Genomic DNA, 17488 nt, shown 5'->3' with positions numbered 1-17488 from the left:
CGATGTCTTCTACCTCCTCGACGATCCCGGCCGTGCGCCAGGATGCGGACGCGATGCGCGCGCGCCTGCAGGCGCGCCGCCGCCGCACCAATGTCTATGCCCTGACCGCGTCGCTGGGCGCCATGGGCTTCGGCCTGTTCTGGCTGGCGTGGATCCTCTGGACCACCGTCACGCTGGGCGTGGGCGGCCTGTCGATGGACCTGTTCACGCAGATGACGCCGGCGCCGAACACCGCCGGCGGCGGCCTGGTCAATGCCATCTACGGCAGCTTCGTGATGGTTGGCCTGGCGACGCTGTGCGGCACGCCGCTGGGTATCCTGGCCGGCATCTACCTGGCCGAGTACGGCAAGAAATCGCCCCTGGCCAGCTTCACCCGCTTTATCAACGACATCCTGCTGTCGGCACCGTCGATCGTGATCGGCCTGTTCGTCTACGCGCTGGTGGTGACCCGCATGGGCCATTTCTCAGGCTGGGCCGGCGTGTGCGCGCTGGCGCTGCTGCAGGTGCCGATCGTGGTGCGCACCACGGAAAACATGCTGAACCTGGTGCCCAACGCGCTGCGCGAGGCCGCCTTCGCGCTGGGCACGCCCAAGTGGAAGATGGTGCTGTCGATCACGGTGAAGTCGTCGTATGCGGGCATCGTCACGGGCGTGCTGCTGGCGGTGGCGCGTATCGCCGGCGAGACCGCGCCGCTGCTGTTCACGGCCCTGTCCAACCAGTTCTGGACCAGCGACCTGAACAAGCCGATGGCGAACCTGCCGGTGACGATCTTCCGCTTCGCCATGAGCCCGTTCGTGGAATGGCAGCAACTGGCGTGGGCCGGCGTGTTCCTGATCACCATCGGAGTGCTGGCGCTCAATATCGTGGCGCGCATGCTGTTCAAGAAATAAGCGCGAGAAGTCAGCGGCGGCCAATATCGCCCGTACTGCCCATAGCGCCAAATACGCCCGAACCGGCAACCTGAAAATTTCCTGCGAGAGACGAGCATGACCTCGACCGTCATCGACATTCCCGACACGACCCGCGCCAAGATCGACGTGCGCAACCTGAACTTCTTCTACGGCCAGTTCCACGCGCTGAAGAATGTGAACATGTCGATCCCCGAGCGCAAGGTGACGGCCTTCATCGGCCCGTCCGGCTGCGGCAAGTCGACCCTGCTGCGTACCTTCAACAAGATGTACGCGCTCTATCCGGAGCAACGCGCCGAGGGCGAGATCAACATGGACGGCGACAACCTGCTGACCGCCAAGCAGGACATCGCCCTGCTGCGCGCCAAGGTCGGCATGGTGTTCCAGAAGCCGACGCCGTTCCCCATGTCGATCTACGACAATATCGCTTTCGGCGTGCGCCTGTTCGAGAAGCTGTCGCGCTCGGAGATGGACGACCGCGTGGAGTGGGCGCTGTCCAAGGCCGCGCTGTGGAACGAAGTCAAGGACAAGCTCAACCAGTCGGGCTACGGCCTGTCGGGCGGCCAGCAGCAGCGCCTGTGCATCGCGCGCGGCATCGCMATCCGCCCCGAGGTGCTGCTGCTCGACGAGCCGTGCTCGGCGCTGGACCCGATCTCGACCGGGCGCATCGAAGAACTGATCGCCGAGCTGAAGGACGACTACACGGTGGTGATCGTCACGCACAATATGCAGCAGGCCGCGCGCTGCTCGGACTACACCGCCTACATGTACCTGGGCGAGCTGATCGAGTTCGGCGAGACGGAGAAGATCTTCATCAAGCCGCACCGCAAGGAAACGGAAGACTACATCACCGGCCGTTTCGGCTGATTGAGCGCGGCGCGCATAGCGCTTAGCATACGAGTAACGGCTCCAGCGGAATTTGCGCAAAATTTGCAGGATTTGCAAGATCAGCGGCCAGGAGAACAATATGTCTGACAAGCATCTGTCGACCCAATTCGACGCCGACCTCAACGCCATCAGCACGAAGCTGCTGCAGATGGGCGGGCTGGTCGAGTCGCAGATCGAGACCGCCATGCGGGCGCTTTCGGAATTCGACGCCGCCCTGGCGGACCAGGTGATGGCGCGCGAGCACCACCTCAACGCGCTGGAACTCGAGATCGACGCCGACTGTGGCAACATCATCGCGCGCCGCCAGCCCACCGCGCGCGACCTGCGCCTGGTGATGGCGATCTCCAAGACGATCACCAACCTCGAGCGCGCCGGCGACGAGGCGGAGAAGATCGCCAAGCGCACCAAGCACATCATGGAGGATGCMGGCGCGCACCAGATCAACTATTCCGAGGTGAAGCTCTCCGGCGATCTCGCCATCGCGCTGCTGCGCCAGGCGCTGGACGCGTTCGCGCGCCTGGACACCGTGGCCGCGGCCCGCATCGTCAAGGACGACAAGGCCATCGACGACGAATTCCGGGCCTTCGTGCGCAAGCTCATCACCTACATGATGGAAGACCCGCGTACCATCTCGGTCGCGCTGGACTTCCTCTTTATCGCCAAGGCGATCGAGCGTATCGGCGACCATGCCAAGAACATCGCCGAATTCATCATCTACATCGTCAAGGGAACCGACGTGCGCCACRCCTCGCGTGAGGACATGGAGCGCGAAGCGCTGAGTTAAACAGCGCCACTGCGGAGAGAAAATACATGCCAAGCAGCATTCTTGTCGTCGAAGACGAACCGGCGATCGCCGAACTGATCGCGGTCAACCTGCAACACGCCGGACACTATCCGATCCGGGCCTACAACGCCGAGCAGGCATTGTCGCTGATGAGCGACGTGCTGCCCGACCTGGTCCTGCTCGACTGGATGCTTCCGGGCAAGTCGGGGGCAACCTTCGCCAAGGAACTGCGCGGCAACGACCGCACCAAGCAGATCCCGATCATCATGCTCACCGCGCGCAGCGAAGAGCAGGACAAGGTGCTCGGACTCGAGGCCGGCGCCGACGACTACGTCACCAAGCCGTTCTCGCCGAAGGAACTGCTGGCGCGCATCAAGGCGGTGCTGCGCCGCCGTGCGCCGCAGCTGACCGACGACGTGGTCGCCATCAACGGCCTGCGCCTGGACCCGGCCACGCACCGCGTCACCGGCCACGACGAGTCGGGCATGCTCAAGCTCGACCTCGGCCCGACCGAGTTCCGCCTGCTGCACTTCCTGATGACGCACCCGGAGCGCGTGCACAGCCGGTCGCAACTGCTTGACCAGGTATGGGGCGATCACGTATTCGTCGAGGAGCGTACCGTCGACGTACACATCAAGCGCCTGCGCGCCGCGCTCACGCCCGGCGGCTACAGCAATATGATCGAGACGGTGCGGGGCAGTGGCTACCGCCTGGCGCGCGGCCCCAGTCATTGACGGCGAGCGCGCCGCGCCTGCGCAGCCGTGGTTCCTCCGTGGCGGCAGCATCCCGATGACGGCGCGGCCGGCGCGCCGGCATGACGGACGCATCCGGCGGCCYGCCATGCCGGATTCGCCAGCCTGCCACGCGCCTGTTGCCCGTTTCGTGTCACACTCCACCGCATCTCGCGCGGTCCTGCCGCCTGCCTGACCTTCTCTCGCCTTCATGAACGTCATCTGGGCCCGTTCGGCGGCCATCCTGATCATCCTGGCCCTGGCTTCGGCCGGGCTGTTTCTCTTCTCCGGCCCGGTGCCGGCGCTGGCCTTCCTGTGCGCCGCGCTGTTCGGGCTGCTGCTTTACTACCTGTACCAGATCAATCGCCTGTGGAAAGTGCTGGACGCGCCTGCCTATGGTGAGATTCCCAGCGCGCTCGGGCTGTGGGGCGAGGTGTATTACCGCCTGCACCGCCTAGTCAAGCGCTGGCGCACCCAGGTGCTGCAGGTGGAGCGGCAGCACACGCGCTTCATCCAGGCCATCCAGGCCTCGCCCAACGGCGTGCTGATGCTCGATGACGCCGACCAGATCGAATGGTGCAACGACGTGGCCGAGCAGCATTTCGGTCTCAACGCGCGGCGCGATGTGCGCCAGCGCATCACCCACCTGATCCGCCGTCCCGAATTCGTGCAGTACCTGACCTTGCAGCGCTTCGACGATCCGCTGCTGATGCGCGACCTGGGCGAGCACAAGCGCAGCGTGATCGCGGTGCAGATCCTGCCCTACGGCGAGAACCGCAAGCTGGTCCTGACCAACGACATCACCAAGCTGGAGAACACCGAGGCGATGCGGCGCGACTTCGTCGCCAATGTCTCGCATGAACTGAAGACGCCGCTGACCGTGYTGACCGGCTTTCTCGAAACGGTGCGCGACCTGCCGGTATCGGAGCAGGACCGCAACCGCTACCTGGACATGATGCTGGTGCAGTCGATGCGCATGCAGCACCTGGTCGAAGACCTGCTGGTGCTGGCCAAGCTGGAGAGCGATGCCCAGCCGCCCAGCCAGGAGCGCGTCGACATGGCTGCGCTGGCGGCGCACCTGTTGCACGATGCCGAGGCGCTGTCGCAGGGCCGTCACCAGATCACCGTGCAGATCGATCCGCAGGTGCTGATCCGCGGTGCCGAGAGCGAGCTGCTTTCCGCCTTCGGCAACCTGGTGTCGAATGCCGTGCGCTACACGCCCGAGGGCGGCCGCATCGGCGTCCGGCTGACCTACGAGAACGAGCACGCCAGCTTCTCGGTGAGCGACACGGGCCTGGGCATCGCCGCAGACCATATACCGCGCCTGACCGAGCGTTTCTACCGCGTGGACCGCAGCCGCTCGCGCGACACCGGCGGCACGGGCCTGGGCCTTGCCATCGTCAAGCATGTGCTGTCGCGCCACCACGCCGACCTGCGCATCACCAGCGAAGTGGGGCGTGGCAGCGTGTTCCGCGTGGTGTTCCCGACCGATMGCAGCGGGCATGTGCCCGTCGATTCCACGCCGGGACAATCGCAGCCGGACCCGCACGACGGCCATCCGCAGAAAGCGGCCTGAAGTGCCGCGGCGGGGCCCCGCCGGAGGAGTGTCGAAGGGAGTGTCGAAGGATTGCCGGAGCGGCTGCCGAACGCGCGGCGCAGCGCCGGCTGGTTCGTGGCGCTCCMGGTCGGCGGCCCGCTCCCCGCATCGGTTGGCCGGGTTGCCCGCACGCGCGGCGGCCATCCTTGCGCGCCGGCGCGCGGGCCTCAGGCGGCGGCGAACATCGCCAGCAGCTCGTTCTGGCTGACGTGCGGCTGCTTGGACTTGGTGTGCTTGCGGATGTAGCTTCCGTCGGGCTGCATGATCCACGCCGAGGCGTTGTCGTCCAGGTGCACGCGCAGGCTTTCCTTGATCACGCGCGCCTTGAGTGCCTTGTCCAGCACCGGGAACGCCACTTCCACGCGGCGGAACAGGTTGCGGTCCATCCAGTCCGCGCTGGACAGGTAGGTCACCTCGGCGCCGTCGGCGAGGAAGTAGTAGACGCGATGGTGCTCCAGGAAGCGCCCGACGACGGAGCGCACCGAGATGTTCTCCGACAGGCCCGGCACGCCGGGCCGCAGCGCGCAGACGCCGCGCACGATCAGGTCGATCTTCACGCCGGCGCGCGAGGCCTTGTACAGCTCGTCGATGATGGAGGGCTCCAGTAGCGCGTTCATCTTGGCGATGACGCGCGCGCGCTTGCCGGCGCKGGCGTTGCGGGCCTCGGCGCGGATATGCTCCACCAGGTTGCTGTGCATGGTGAAGGGCGACTGCCACAGGTGGTTCAGGCGGATGGTGCCCGCGGTGCCGGTGAGCAGCTGGAAGACATGCTGCACGTCTTCGCAGATCTGCTCGTCGGCGGTCAGCAGGCCGAAGTCCGTGTACAGCCGCGCGGTGCGCGGGTGGTAGTTGCCGGTGCCGAGGTGGGCGTAGCGGCGCAGCTTGAACTGCTTGCTCTTGGCGCTCGCCAGTTCACGCCGCACGATCAGCAGCATCTTGGCGTGGCACTTGTGGCCCACCACGCCGTAGACCACATGCGCGCCGGCGGATTCGAGCCGCTCGGCCCAGTTGATGTTGGTCTCTTCGTCGAAGCGCGCCAGCAGTTCCACCACGACCGTGACTTCCTTGCCGTTGCGCGCCGCGGTCATCAGGGCTTCCATGACCGGCGATTCGTTGCCGGTGCGGTAGACCGTCTGCTTGATCGCCACCACGGCGGGATCGACGGCGGCCTGCTGCAGCAGGTCCAGCACCGAGCTGAAGCTTTCGTAGGGATGGTGCAGCAGCACGTCGTGCTGGCGGATCGCATCGAACATCGGCGTGCCCGGCACGAACACCTTGACCGGCGCCGGCACGTGCGGCGGGTACTTGAGGGCAGGGCGGTCGACCAGGTCGGGGATCTGCATCAGCCGCACCAGGTTGACCGGGCCGCTCACACGGTAGACGTCCTGCTCGCCGAGCCCGGATTCGAGCAGCAGGCGGCGGGCGATCGCCGGCGGTGTGTCGGATGAAATCTCCAGCCGCACGGTGTCGCCGAAGTGGCGTGCGGGAAGCTCGCCCTGCAATGCTTCGCGCAGGTCGGTGATATCGTCCTCGGAGACGAACAGGTCGGAGTTGCGGGTCACGCGGAACTGGTAGCAGCCGTTGACCTTGATGGCGGGKAACAGCTCGTGCACGAAGCCTTGCATGAAGGACGACAGCAGCACGAAGCCGTAGGAGTAGCCCGACAGGTCTTCGGGCATGCGCACCATGCGCGGCAGCGCGCGCGGGGCCTGCACGATGGCGAGGTCGGCCTCGCGGCCGAAGGCGTCCTTGCCCGACAGCTCGATGACGAAGTTCAGGCTCTTGTTGAGCACGCGCGGGAACGGGTGGGCGGGGTCGAGCGCGATCGGCGTCAGTACCGGGCCCAGTTCGCGCAGGAAAAAGCCGCGTGCCCAGTCGCGCTGTGCCTCGTTCCAGGTCGAGGCCAGGTGGAAGAACACGCCTTCCTTTTCGAGCAGGGGGAAAATCACGTTCTGCAGCATGTCATACTGCATGGCCACGAGCTTTTGCACACGCTCGGTGACGACCTGGTAGGCCTGCTGCAGGGACAGGCCGTCGGGCGTGATGCCGGACGGGTTGTCGCGCATCTGCTCCTTCAGCCCGGCCATGCGGATCTCGAAGAACTCGTCCAGATTGCTTGAAACGATGCAGATGAACTTGAGCCGCTCCAGCAGCGGCACCTTGGGGTCAGCGGCCTGCGCCATCACGCGCGCGTTGAATTCCAGAATGCCCAGTTCGCGGTTGAGCAGCGTGCCGGGTGGGCTTGTCGACATTGGCATGACCTTCTTTTGGTAATGCGGCGACTTTTTCATAGAATCATGTMAAATTGATGACAAAGTGATTTTGTCATGATGCGGACATGAAAGAGACATATTTTCTGTCTCCGGGCGCATCGTGCCCCAGATACCGCTAACTGTGCCGCGCGTTGCGGCGCTTATCCAGATTCCCTACAGCGATGAACCAAACTCCACGCTTGCTGGCCGCCGTCGACATGGGCTCCAACAGCTTTCGCCTGATGATCGGGAGGGTGGACGAGAGCCAGACCGCTTCCGGGACGGCGAGCCAGATCTTCCAGGTCGATGCGCTGCGCGAGCCGGTGCGGCTGGCGGCAGGCCTCACACCCGACAAATACCTCGACCAGCCGGCTCGCCGGCGCGGCATCGACGCCCTGCGGCGCTTCGGCGACCGCCTGCGCGATTTCTCGGCCGACCATGTGCGCGCGGTGGCCACCAATACGCTGCGCGTGGCCAAGAACGCCTCGGAGTTCCTGATCGAGGCCGAGAGCGCGCTGGGATTCCCCATCGAAGTGATCGCCGGGCGCGAAGAAGCGCGGCTGATCTACCTGGGCGCGTCGCACGATGCACCGGCCTGCGCGGGCAACCGTCTGGTRGTGGACATCGGCGGCGGTTCCACCGAGTTCATCATCGGCAGCGGCTATGGGTCCAAGTTGATGGAGAGCCTCTATATCGGCTGCGTCTCGCATAGCCGGCAATTCTTCCCCAGCGGCAACGTCGACGAATACGCGATGAAGCAGGCCGAGCTGGCCGCGCGCCGCGAGATCCAGGTGCTGGTGCGCCAGTACCGCGCCGCCGGCTGGCAGCAGGCAGTGGGCTCGTCGGGCACGGCGCGCGCGCTGGCCGAGCTGATCGAGCTCAACGGCATGAACGACAACCCGGCGGAGCACGGCATCACGCGCGAAGGGCTCGAGCGCCTCAAGCGGGCGCTGGTCAAGGCCGAGAACACCAACCGCGTGAAGCTGGTGGGGCTCAAGGCGGATCGCATCCCGGTGCTGCCGGGCGGGCTCTCGATCATGCTTGGCGTGTTCGCCGAACTCGACATCGAGCGCATGGACGTCACCGACGGCGCGCTGCGCCTCGGCGTGTTGTACGACCTGCTGGGCCGTACGCACCACGAAGACATGCGCACGATCACCGTGGACCAGTTCATGCGGCGCTATGGTGTCGACCGCGCCCAGGCGCAGCGCGTGCAGTCGGCGGCGCTGGGCCTGCTGGCGCAGTTTCCGGAGCCGCGCAACGAACGCCGCGACGACAACCTGGCGCTGCTGGGCTGGGCCGCGGGGCTGCACGAGATCGGCATGACCATCTCGCACAGCKGCTATCACAAGCACTCGGCGTATATCGCCACGCATGCCGACATGCCGGGCTTCTCGAAGACCGACCAGGCGCGCCTGTCTACGCTGCTGCTCGGCCATGCCGGCAAGCTGGGCAAGCTGTYGGGTAGCGGCAAGTTCGTGGACTGGCGCATGCTGTTCAGCCTGCGCCTSGCCTTCGTGCTGTGCCGGCGCCGCGCCGACGAGCCGCTGCCGGAAATCGCCGTGGGCCAGCGCTCGGATGCGCTGAACGAAGGCTTCGAAGTGCGCCTGCCCAAGGCCTGGATCGAGGCCAATCCGCTGGTCGAATACAGCCTGGCGCAGGAGGCCGACGAGTGGGAGCGCATCGGCAAGCGCTACAAGGTAGTGTACGGCTGAGCGGGGAAGGGGGCGGCCGGGAGCCGCCCGCAGCCACCTGCGGGCTGGTGGCCCGGCAGGCGCGAACGGCGGCCGTCCGCGCGGGTGCTGCCAGGCTCAGGCGCCGCGATTCAGGCCAAGGAAGTGGCGCGCGTAGCGGGGGTTCATGTCGTTGACGCGCAGCAGCGTGAGGAAGTCCGCCACGTTGAAGTCGGGGTCCCATGCCGGCATGCCGCAGATGCGGGCGCCAAGCCGCAGGTAGCCCTTGATCAGCGCGGGCGGCTCCACGTCCAGCGTCTGGTTCAGTTCATCGATCGGCAGGGCCAGGCGCGGGAACGCGTGGTATTCGATCGGCGCCAGCGCGCGTTCGGCAAACACGCGGTACAGGCTGGCCGCATAGTGGCCGCCGTCGCTCATCGGCACGCTGGCGCAGCCCAGCATCGACTCGATGCCCCAGCGCTGCAGGTACTCGCCCAGGCCGCCCCACAACGCCATGATCACGCTGCCCGAGCGGTAGTCGCGGTGCACGCACGAGCGGCCCAGCTCGACCATCTTGGGCTTGAGGTGGGCCAGGCGCACGAGATCGAATTCCGATTCGGCGTACAGGCAGCCGATGCGCTTGGCCTGGTGCGGCGCCATCACGCGGTAGGTGCCGACGACCTTCAGCGTGGCGAGGTCGCGCACGATCAGGTGGTCGCAATAGGCGTCGAACATGTCGACGTCGAGTTCGGGCGTGGACGGGTTCAGGCGKGCGCCCATTTCCTCGGCGAAGACCTTGTAGCGCAGGCGCTGCGCCTCGACTACTTCGTCTTGGTGGCGCGCCCACGCCACGCTGAAAGCAGGCTGTTMATGCCCTTGGGCATGTGCTTGTGCAGGTGGCGGGCGATGAAGACGCCTCCGCGCCGAATGGCCGGCTTGGCCAKTGGGCAAGGARTCGAAMAGCRGCTGGGTRGGCGTCGGGAGMTCKCGCATCAGTATGTCCTTTCGGTGACGAAACTGTTGCGGTCGAATGTAGATAGGGCAGGTGACAGTGCCGTGAAGCGGTCGTGACGGTTCGGTGACTGTGCAACGCAGCGTGGGCGGTCCGGCGTGCGGTGACGCGCTCGCGGACGAACGCCGGAGCCGCTGCGGGGCCGGTGGGCTACAAGGCTACAAGGCTAGAGGAACTCGGGATTGATCACCGCGCGCAGCACCACTTGCGATTCGCTTTCGCGCGTACGCCCGGACAGCCACCATATCCCGCTCTTGCGCACGCTCCAGTTCATTTCCGATCCGGCCAGCAGGAGGCTGGCCATGCGACCGATCCAGGGCTGGTGTCCGACCACCACGATATGCTCGGCGCCCTGAGGCCAGTCGATGGCCGCCAGCACCGCGCTGACGTCCGCGCCGGGCGCCAGGTCGGGCAGGATTTCCGCGTTCTCGCGCAGGGCGGCGGCGGTTTCGCGTGTGCGCAGGGCGGGACTGCACACCACGCGCGCGCCGGCCGGCAGGTGGGCGCGCAGCCAGGCCGCGGACGCATCGGCCTGCTTGTGGCCACGGCGGGTCAGCGGGCGCTGCAGGTCGGCATTGCGGGTCAGGCCAAGTGCGGCGGGCAGTTCCTCGGCTTCAGCGTGGCGCCACAGGATCAGGTTCATGGAAGCGGAAAACTTGCGCAGGAAATGGTTGGAAACGAAGGAAAGTACGTCACGAGTATGGCAATGCGCGTACCGGCGTGCAAGGCGGGCAAACACCGGGCATGCACCGGGCATGCACCGGGCATGCATTTGCGAGCATCGCAAGCCGGCGTGACAGACATGTGACGGGGCGGGCATGCGGCAGGCGCGTGCGGCGGGGCAGGAATCAGGGCGGGGAATAAGGGCAGGGATACCGGCCAGGGAATGCTGCGAGAGGCTGGTGCCAGTGCCGCCCGAGTCCCGCGTGCCGGGATTCCGGCACATCCAGGTCGCGGCGGCACGATGCATCCCGGGGCAGGTCCGTGTTGCGCGGTGCCCTCGGAATGCGGTCAGGCGCAGCACCCGCCAGTGCGGCGGACGCTGGAAAAAATCAGGCTTTGTGGCGGAAGTTGATGCGGCCCTTGGTCAGGTCATAGGGCGACATTTCCAGCGTCACGCGGTCACCGGCCAGAATGCGGATGCGGTGCTTCTGCATCTTGCCCGAGGCATAGGCCCAGATTTCCACGCCGTTTTCCAGCGTTACGCGGTAACGATTGTCGGGGAGGGCTTCCGAGACAACGCCGCCAAATTCAATAAGTTCTTCCTTAGCCAATCTGTTTCCTTTAGGGCAGCCGGGGCTGCATGAATGTCGGTAAATCCGGTGAGGCGGATGCCGCTTGCTGCGGGCGTTTCCGCGAGGCCCGGGTGCCAGCAGTGACAAGCGCCGGCTTGCTTGGTTGCGCCGAAAAGTTGCGGGAGGCAAGCTGACCCGGACCGGCACGGCGACTGCACGTGCAAACATGGTCCACGTTAGGGAATCGCCAGGGGGCGCGTCAGAGCCCGGCTGATTGCCTTGCCGGTTGCGGCCCATGCCAAAGCGGCCGTGCTACCGTGATAGGTGTGGGGCAATGCGCGGACACGATGTTTCCGGTGGCTCGCCGGCACTGTGCCGTTATTCAACCGCGGCATCGGGCAGGGGCGCCCGGTTACAGGGCATGCTGCATTCACCCCGGGCTAACGCGCGATTATACCACGGCGACGCCGCGCCGGCGTCGCTGCGCGCCCTGCGCGGGTCGGTGCCCGAACCCGCCGAACGGCAGGAAAAGCAGGGAAAAAGTGCGCGACCGGGCTGGTGGCGGAATGAAAAGTGGCGCGGGCGGTTTGCGGTTGCGCCCCGGGCCGGTGTCCGTCCTTGTGGCATGCGAGGCATCCCGTGTTCGTGGCAATGCGGGCGCGTCACAGGCGGGGCGAGCCCGCGGGCTTCTTTCCAGGGCCGTTTCGTGTCATTCGCGTGTGGACGGGTCGGAACCCGACCGGAGCCGGTCCGGGACAAGACGAAAAAAAGGCTTAGACCTGATGGTCTAAGCCTTTGATCTCATTTACTAAAACTGGTCGGGGCGACATGATTCGAACATGCGACCCTCTGATCCCAAATCAGATGCGCTACCAGGCTGCGCTACGCCCCGAAGCGGCGAATTGTAGCCCGGCTGGGCCCCGGGGGTCAAACGTTAGTTTAGTGCGCGCCTGAGTTGCCGCCGGGCGCCGCCGCGGTGCGGTCGATGCCCCCTGCAGGAAGGGCGATGGCGCGCTTGACTTGGTCGCGAGCGCTGACATAATCCGCACACTTCGGCGGCCACGCCCCGCGCCCGGTCAGGCGCGAGGGCAGGCGGGCTGCCGGCGGACTGGCGTGAGCATGATGACAAGAGTGCGGAAGTACGAGCGTGCCCTCACAGCAGTTGCGGGGCCGAGCCCCAGGTCGCCGGGGCGCACGCGGGCGGCCCGGAGTTCAGAAGAAAGAATGGCGCAAACCCCTGGGCTGCGGGTCCCGGGGGCGCGAGGCGGCGCGCTGTGGCGCCGCCTGCCAAGTTGGACGGGGAAATCATGTTTCAGTCGCAGGTCAGTGTGCTGGTCGCGGGTCTTTTCGGGCTGCAGATGGCGGTGGTGTTCGCCGTGCTGCGGCGCACGCCGGGCATCGGCCGCGCCGGCCTCGGCGCCTGGGTGGCTGGCGAGTTGCTGGTGACGGCAGCCACCGCGCTGCTCGCMGCACAGGGCTATCTGCCGGAATGGCCGATCCTCAGCCTGGTCGATGTCGTCATGACGGCGGCGCTGGCGCTGATGGTGTATGGCGCCCGCCGCTTCTTTGACAGGTCCGGGGGCGCGGCTTCGCTGTGCATGCTGAACCTGGCGGTGCTGGGCACCACGCTCTACTTCGAACTGCAGGGAGCGCCCCCGGCCGGCCCCGCGCTCGTGTTCGCGCTTGCCAATATCTATCTTCCGCTGGCCTTGCTGCGCGTGGTGGCGCCACAGGTGCCCGCCAGGCGCGGCACCGGCCGCCTGGCGGCGCTTTCGCTTGGCCTGATCGCCGTCGGCTGTGCCGGCATCGGTCTCTACCAGGCAGCCGACCTGACCCTGGTGCCCGCCGGCCTGCTGCTGCCCAGGCGCGCGCCGCAGGAAACCTTCACCGTCCTGCAGGCGTTCGGCATCGTCAGCCTGTCGGTCAGTTTCGCGCTRATGGCCCACGACMGCCTGCGCCKCCGCCTCGAGCACCGCGCCAGCTATGACGATTTGACGGACGTGCTGTCGCGCGGCCCCTACTGGGCGGCGCTGGAAGAAGCCTGCCAGCAGGCTGACCGGCACCAGCGCCCGCTGGCGGTCGCGTTCATCGACCTCGATCATTTCAAGGCGATCAACGATCTCTACGGGCACCTGGCCGGCGACAGCGTGCTGCGCCACTTCAGCGGCCTGTTGCGCAAGACGCTGCGTGCCGGCGATTTCGCCGGCCGCCTGGGCGGGGAGGAGTTCGGCATCGTGATGCCTGACACCTCGCTCGAGCAGGGCCGCGCACTCAGCCTGCGCCTGAACACCCTGGTGCGCACCACGCCGTGTCCGTCGGAGCCGGATGCGATTCCCTATACGGTCAGCATCGGCATGGCCGAGCGGCTGCCCGGCGAGGGCGCCGACGACCTCATGCGCCGGGCCGACAATGCGCTCTACGACGCCAAGCACATGGGGCGCAACTGTGTCGCCACGCAGCCGACCGACCGCCACGCCGGGATGCCGGCAGCGCCACGCATGCGGATCTCCCAGGCCTCGTGATGCATTCCGGCGCATTGCGGCGCCTGGCCATATGTGACGCGGCGCGCGGCTGATGTAGAATACCGGCCTTCGCACCGGGCCCGGCAGCGCATCGCCGCGGCGTCCCGCGATCCGCCCTTAGCTCAGCTGGATAGAGCACTCGCCTTCTAAGCGAGCGGTCAGAGGTTCGAGTCCTCTAGGGCGGGCCAGTGTTTCCCGGGCAGCGACCGCGGCTGTAGTCCCGCGGGCTGCGCTGCCGTCTCCCTTCCTGCCTTCCGTCCCGCTTTCCTTTCCGCCTTCCTTCTTATTTTCTGCGCCCGCCGGTTTTGCAGTCAGGCGCCCTCGGCCGCCACCGGTTCCGGCGCTGGCGCGTTGCCCTCCGAGCACTGCCGGCAGGTGCCGAGCAACGCGCCACGGACCGCCGCGGGCCGCAGGCCTTTCGTTTCGAGCATGCGGCGCTGCAGGTCGAGCAGCGCGTCKTCGTGGACATCTTCGATACRCTGGCACCGTTCGCAGAACAGATGCTCGTGTGCGGGCTGGTCGTTTGGCTCGTAGTGATGGGACAACACATTGCGCCGGCTCACCGAGACGCGTCGCAACAGGCCGATGTCCGCCAGTTCGTAGATCGCCGCCTTGAACGTGGAAAGCGGGAGCCGCAGTCCTGTCGCCAGCAGCAGCCGGCACAGCGCTTCCGAGGTCCGGTGGCGGTCGCCGGCTTGCCACGCCAGCGCAAGCACGGCTGCGCGGGCCAGCGTCGGCGCGAGGTCCCGCGCGGCGATTTCGCTGCACGCCCGTGCCAGCAACGCGGGACTGAGCGTGCTGGCCTCCGCCGCGCGCATGGACTGCACCAGTGGCGTGGCGTCGTGCCCGCGGTCGCGCGCCTCGTCCAGGGCTTGCAATGCCGGTGAGGCGTCGCGTTGTCCGGATTCCATCTGTGCCTCTCCTGTACCGCTGTTGGGTTGCCGCTGTCATGCGCCTGGCGTGCGGCACGCAGTGACATCGGTTCCCAATCTACTTTTTTCCAACGCACTTTCGCTTCCGGCAAACGTCCTGACTACGCGATGACCCTATCGGCTATATGCCCTGTAGAATCGACGCCACGTGGACTGTGCGCAGAAGTTGCTGGCAGTCATGCGAACACGGACCCGGCAATGCCAATAATTCGACCGGAACCCGTGCCGTCGCCATAGCGGTTTTGGGGGAAGCTCCGCGACGCGCGGAGGGGGGAGGGTGCCAGATGAATCGAGATCACATGTCGGCCCGGCTGCTGGCGCTGCTGGGCTTTTTCCCGGTGTACCAGGTGTGGGACCTGGCCCAGCTCTACCAATCGGGCGGCGCCGTGCACTGCGTCGCCGAGGCGGTCGCCACGGGGGTCTTCCTGTGGATACTGATCATGCTCTACCGCGACCGGCAACGTGCCGGCAATCGCCTGCTGGAGTTGCAGACGCTCTCGCGCGCGCACGACCGCGCGATCGCCGAGCGCGACAAGCCGGCGCGCCAGTCGACGCATCATTTCCTGCAGCAGATACAGGAGCAATTCGAGAAATGGCGGCTCACGCAGGCGGAGAAGGACATCGCCCTGCTGCTGATCAAGGGCCTGACCCTCGACGAGATCGCCGCCGTGCGCGAGAGCCGCAGCAAGACCGTCAGGCAGCACGCGACCAATATCTATGCGAAGGCCGGCCTCGACGGGCGCCACCACCTGGCGGCCTTCTTCCTGGAAGACCTGCTTGCGCCGCCGGGCGCTCCAGATGTCGCGCCGGGGCTCGGCGTGGCGCAGCCTGCCGTCGCGCAATGACCGCGGCGCAGTGACCGCGGGCGCGGGCGTGGACGTACGCTGCGCCTCGCCAAGACGGCGGCTGCGGCAGGCATCGGCCCGACCTCAGAAGCGCGGGGGCTGCGGCGCCACGGCGCCGCGAACGGCGGCGGCCGCGGGTGCGATGGCCTCGGGCGGCACCATGAATTTCCATTCCTGGTACGACGCCTTGCCTTCGAAATCCTGGAAGCGCAGCTCGAAGTTGCCGATCTTGATCGGCCGGCCGGTCGCCAGGCTGTAGACGCCCATGATGCCGGGCCCCGGCACCGCCTGCACCATGCCCCAGGCCTCCTCGCCCGTCAGCGGGTCCACATAGAGCTTGCGCAGGTGGCGGCGCGGCGTCGGATAGCGCGGGTCCTTCAGCAGCGCCTGCAGGCTCGGCGGCGTGCGCGGCTGGCCAGGCGGAGTCGCATTGGCGTAGCTGATGAAGGCCTCGCGGAACTCGGTGCCGATCGACAGCAGTTCCTCCTCGGCGGCGCGGCGCTGCGCCACCGCGCCGAGCTGCAGCGTGGCCGCCCCGGCGACGCCGATCACGGCGACCATCAGGATCAGCCCAATATAGCCGAAGCCGCGTGCGCGCCTGGCGTTCCTGGCTTGCCTGAAGTGCCGGGCCGCCATGGCTAGCGCTGGGAGAAGGGCACGTTKCCGGCGCCGCTGCCGGGCGCGCTGCTGCGCAGGTCGTAGACGCGGCCCTTGCTGGCATCTTCCGGCGGCACGATGGTCCATCCGCTGCTGCTCCTGGCGACTGGGTCGAACGGCAGCGTGCGGAGGTATTTTTTCTCGACCAGTTCCTCGAGCKATTCCGGATACCGCCCCGTGTCGCCATAGAACTTGTCGATGGTGGCGCGCGCGGTCGCCAGGTTATCGACGAGCACCGTCTCGCGCGCGATGTCGATGCTGTGGAAGTAGCGCGGCACCGCCAGCGTCAGCAGCAGCGCGACGATGGCCAGCACCACCAGCAGCTCCACCAGCGTGAAGCCGCGGGCAGGGCGAGCGAGGCGCGGGCAGGGTAGGCGGGGGAAAAGCAGCGGCCGCGCGTCCATCGTTCGTCACCATTTCCTGTAAGGCACGCCGTTCAGGCCGGTCTGGCCCGAGCGGGTGTAGACGTCGTAGATGTCGTCGCCTTCCTGCGGCGCGTCGGGCTCGCTCGCATAGCTGCGCTTGCCCCAGGCCGCGGATTCCGGGCCGGACGTGTCTGCCGCCAGCGGGTCGCGCGGCACCCTGCGCAGGAAGTACATCTTGCTGCGGGTCGGGCTGCGCTGGTCGAGCACGCCCTCGGCCAGGATCTCCAGGTTCTTCGGGTATCCCGTGGTCCCCGCCATCTTCGGGATGCGGCCTTCGTCGCTGGCGCGCTTGTACGCGTCGATGGCGGTGCGGATATCGCGCAGCGCGCGCCGCAGCTCCTGCTCCTTGGCGCGCTGCACGCTCACCTGCGCCAGCGGCAGCGCGATGGTGGCCAGCACGCCCAGAATCGCCAGCGTGACCAGCAACTCGATCAGCGTGAAGCCGCGCGCAGACGCCGCGCCGCGCGGCGGCGGGCTCGGGCGGGCGTTGGCCGGCGCTTTCACGGCTGTACCTGCACCACATGCGGCGCCGGTGCGCGCGCGGAGATCGCGCTGCCCTTGAGCCCCACCGGCGCGGTGGTGAGCAGCTGGATGGCCGATGCATTGGTCGGGGCCAGCGCGCGGAAGTTGATGCTGGCGAAGTTGCCGCTGCCGCTGGCGCCGCTGCTGTCGGTGCGCGTGCCGGTGATGAGCAGCTGGCCCGCGCCATCGACCTTGCTGGTGAAGCTGGTCTGCGCGCCGCCCTGTCGCAGGAACCCCCCCTCGACCACGCCGCCCGCCTCGAAGACCTTGTCGTCGAACGTGATCGCGACTGGCACGCTGGTGACCGGGCGCGCGGACTGCATCGACAGCTGCAGCGTGAACGTGTCGCCGACCTTCAGTTGCTGCGCGCCTTGCCAGCTCATCTGCGCGCTGCCGGGCGCGCTGACGAGCGGGGCGGCCTGGGCCGCGGGCGGATCGGCATCGGCGTCCGGCGCGGGCTGCGCCGCGGCACCGGGATCGGCGGCGGTGCCGGCTGGCGCGGCCG

At 67.2% G+C, this 17488-nt stretch carries 17 protein-coding genes and 2 tRNA genes; 9 read left to right on the top strand and 10 right to left on the bottom strand.

Features of this window, described 5'->3' with window-relative positions:
• The first annotated feature begins 2 nt into the window (after positions 1-2).
• The 5 genes from pstA to phoR all read left to right on the top strand — a co-directional run bounded on the left by pstA (position 3) and on the right by phoR (position 4887).
• A complete protein-coding gene (gene pstA, locus AC1DKV_RS25545) occupies positions 3-890 on the top strand; it encodes a phosphate ABC transporter permease PstA (RefSeq protein ID WP_441618283.1) in 888 nt (295 codons plus the stop codon).
• Positions 891-986: 96 nt separating this feature from the next.
• Entirely contained in the window at positions 987-1775 is a 789-nt protein-coding gene (gene pstB / locus AC1DKV_RS25540) for a phosphate ABC transporter ATP-binding protein PstB (RefSeq protein ID WP_441618285.1), read from the top strand.
• Between the two features lie 100 nt (positions 1776-1875).
• Positions 1876-2580, top strand: a complete 705-nt coding sequence (gene phoU, locus AC1DKV_RS25535; RefSeq protein WP_477138290.1) for a phosphate signaling complex protein PhoU — start codon at positions 1876-1878, stop codon at positions 2578-2580.
• Between the two features lie 26 nt (positions 2581-2606).
• Positions 2607-3314 (top strand): phosphate regulon transcriptional regulator PhoB, encoded by a 708-nt coding sequence (gene phoB, locus AC1DKV_RS25530; RefSeq protein ID WP_441618289.1) that lies wholly within the window; start codon positions 2607-2609, stop codon positions 3312-3314.
• 208 nt (positions 3315-3522) lie between these two features.
• Complete coding sequence (gene phoR / locus AC1DKV_RS25525) at positions 3523-4887, top strand: phosphate regulon sensor histidine kinase PhoR (protein WP_477138289.1); 1365 nt, start codon at positions 3523-3525, stop codon at positions 4885-4887.
• 188 nt (positions 4888-5075) lie between these two features.
• On the opposite strand, the gene ppk1 is transcribed toward phoR, so the two are convergent.
• Complete coding sequence (ppk1, locus tag AC1DKV_RS25520; RefSeq protein WP_477138288.1) at positions 5076-7199, bottom strand: polyphosphate kinase 1; 2124 nt, start codon at positions 7197-7199, stop codon at positions 5076-5078.
• A 143-nt stretch (positions 7200-7342) separates the two neighbouring features.
• Here ppk1 and ppx point away from each other — a divergent pair, with 143 nt between their 5' ends.
• Positions 7343-8875 (top strand): exopolyphosphatase, encoded by a 1533-nt coding sequence (gene ppx / locus AC1DKV_RS25515; protein WP_477138287.1) that lies wholly within the window; start codon positions 7343-7345, stop codon positions 8873-8875.
• A gap of 96 nt (positions 8876-8971) precedes the next feature.
• Here the strand turns inward: ppx and AC1DKV_RS25510 are convergent, their stop codons facing one another.
• The 4 genes from AC1DKV_RS25510 to AC1DKV_RS25495 form a co-directional block, all read right to left on the bottom strand.
• Positions 8972-9826: a GNAT family N-acetyltransferase gene (locus AC1DKV_RS25510; protein WP_477138286.1), complete on the bottom strand. Its 855-nt coding sequence runs from the start codon at positions 9824-9826 to the stop codon at positions 8972-8974.
• A 185-nt stretch (positions 9827-10011) separates the two neighbouring features.
• Positions 10012-10488 carry a SixA phosphatase family protein gene (locus AC1DKV_RS25505; RefSeq protein WP_441618299.1) on the bottom strand — a complete coding sequence of 159 codons (477 nt, stop codon included), beginning with the start codon at positions 10486-10488 and terminating at the stop codon, positions 10012-10014.
• 409 nt (positions 10489-10897) lie between these two features.
• Positions 10898-11119: a translation initiation factor IF-1 gene (gene infA / locus AC1DKV_RS25500; protein WP_017230249.1), complete on the bottom strand. Its 222-nt coding sequence runs from the start codon at positions 11117-11119 to the stop codon at positions 10898-10900.
• Positions 11120-11895: 776 nt separating this feature from the next.
• Positions 11896-11972, bottom strand: a tRNA-Pro gene (locus AC1DKV_RS25495).
• Between the two features lie 415 nt (positions 11973-12387).
• On the opposite strand from AC1DKV_RS25495, the gene AC1DKV_RS25490 reads away from it, so the two are divergent.
• A complete protein-coding gene (locus AC1DKV_RS25490; protein WP_477138285.1) occupies positions 12388-13602 on the top strand; it encodes a GGDEF domain-containing protein in 1215 nt (404 codons plus the stop codon).
• A 111-nt stretch (positions 13603-13713) separates the two neighbouring features.
• Positions 13714-13790, top strand: a tRNA-Arg gene (locus AC1DKV_RS25485).
• Between the two features lie 123 nt (positions 13791-13913).
• Here the strand turns inward: AC1DKV_RS25485 and AC1DKV_RS25480 are convergent.
• Positions 13914-14513 (bottom strand): Fur family transcriptional regulator, encoded by a 600-nt coding sequence (locus AC1DKV_RS25480; protein WP_477138284.1) that lies wholly within the window; start codon positions 14511-14513, stop codon positions 13914-13916.
• 305 nt (positions 14514-14818) lie between these two features.
• Here AC1DKV_RS25480 and AC1DKV_RS25475 point away from each other — a divergent pair, with 305 nt between their 5' ends.
• Positions 14819-15379 carry a helix-turn-helix transcriptional regulator gene (locus AC1DKV_RS25475; RefSeq protein WP_441618305.1) on the top strand — a complete coding sequence of 187 codons (561 nt, stop codon included), beginning with the start codon at positions 14819-14821 and terminating at the stop codon, positions 15377-15379.
• 84 nt (positions 15380-15463) lie between these two features.
• Here the strand turns inward: AC1DKV_RS25475 and AC1DKV_RS25470 are convergent, their stop codons facing one another.
• From AC1DKV_RS25470 to AC1DKV_RS25455, 4 genes are all read right to left on the bottom strand, one after another.
• Positions 15464-16015, bottom strand: coding sequence for a type II secretion system protein (locus tag AC1DKV_RS25470; protein ID WP_441618307.1), 552 nt, complete (start codon positions 16013-16015; stop codon positions 15464-15466).
• Between the two features lie 2 nt (positions 16016-16017).
• The gene (locus AC1DKV_RS25465) at positions 16018-16440 is read right to left on the bottom strand and encodes a type II secretion system protein (protein WP_477138283.1); all 423 of its coding nucleotides are present in this window, start codon (positions 16438-16440) and stop codon (positions 16018-16020) included.
• A gap of 6 nt (positions 16441-16446) precedes the next feature.
• Positions 16447-16965: a type II secretion system protein gene (locus AC1DKV_RS25460; RefSeq protein WP_441618311.1), complete on the bottom strand. Its 519-nt coding sequence runs from the start codon at positions 16963-16965 to the stop codon at positions 16447-16449.
• Positions 16962-17488, bottom strand: a 527-nt coding sequence (locus AC1DKV_RS25455; RefSeq protein ID WP_477138282.1) for a cohesin domain-containing protein, incomplete at its 5' end; no start/stop codon positions are given. The genes AC1DKV_RS25460 and AC1DKV_RS25455, both read right to left, overlap by 4 nt.

Source organism: Cupriavidus sp. 05T41, assembly GCF_056396525.1.
Note: the sequence above shows the minus strand (reverse complement) of the source record. Positions and strands in the feature narration are given on the sequence as shown.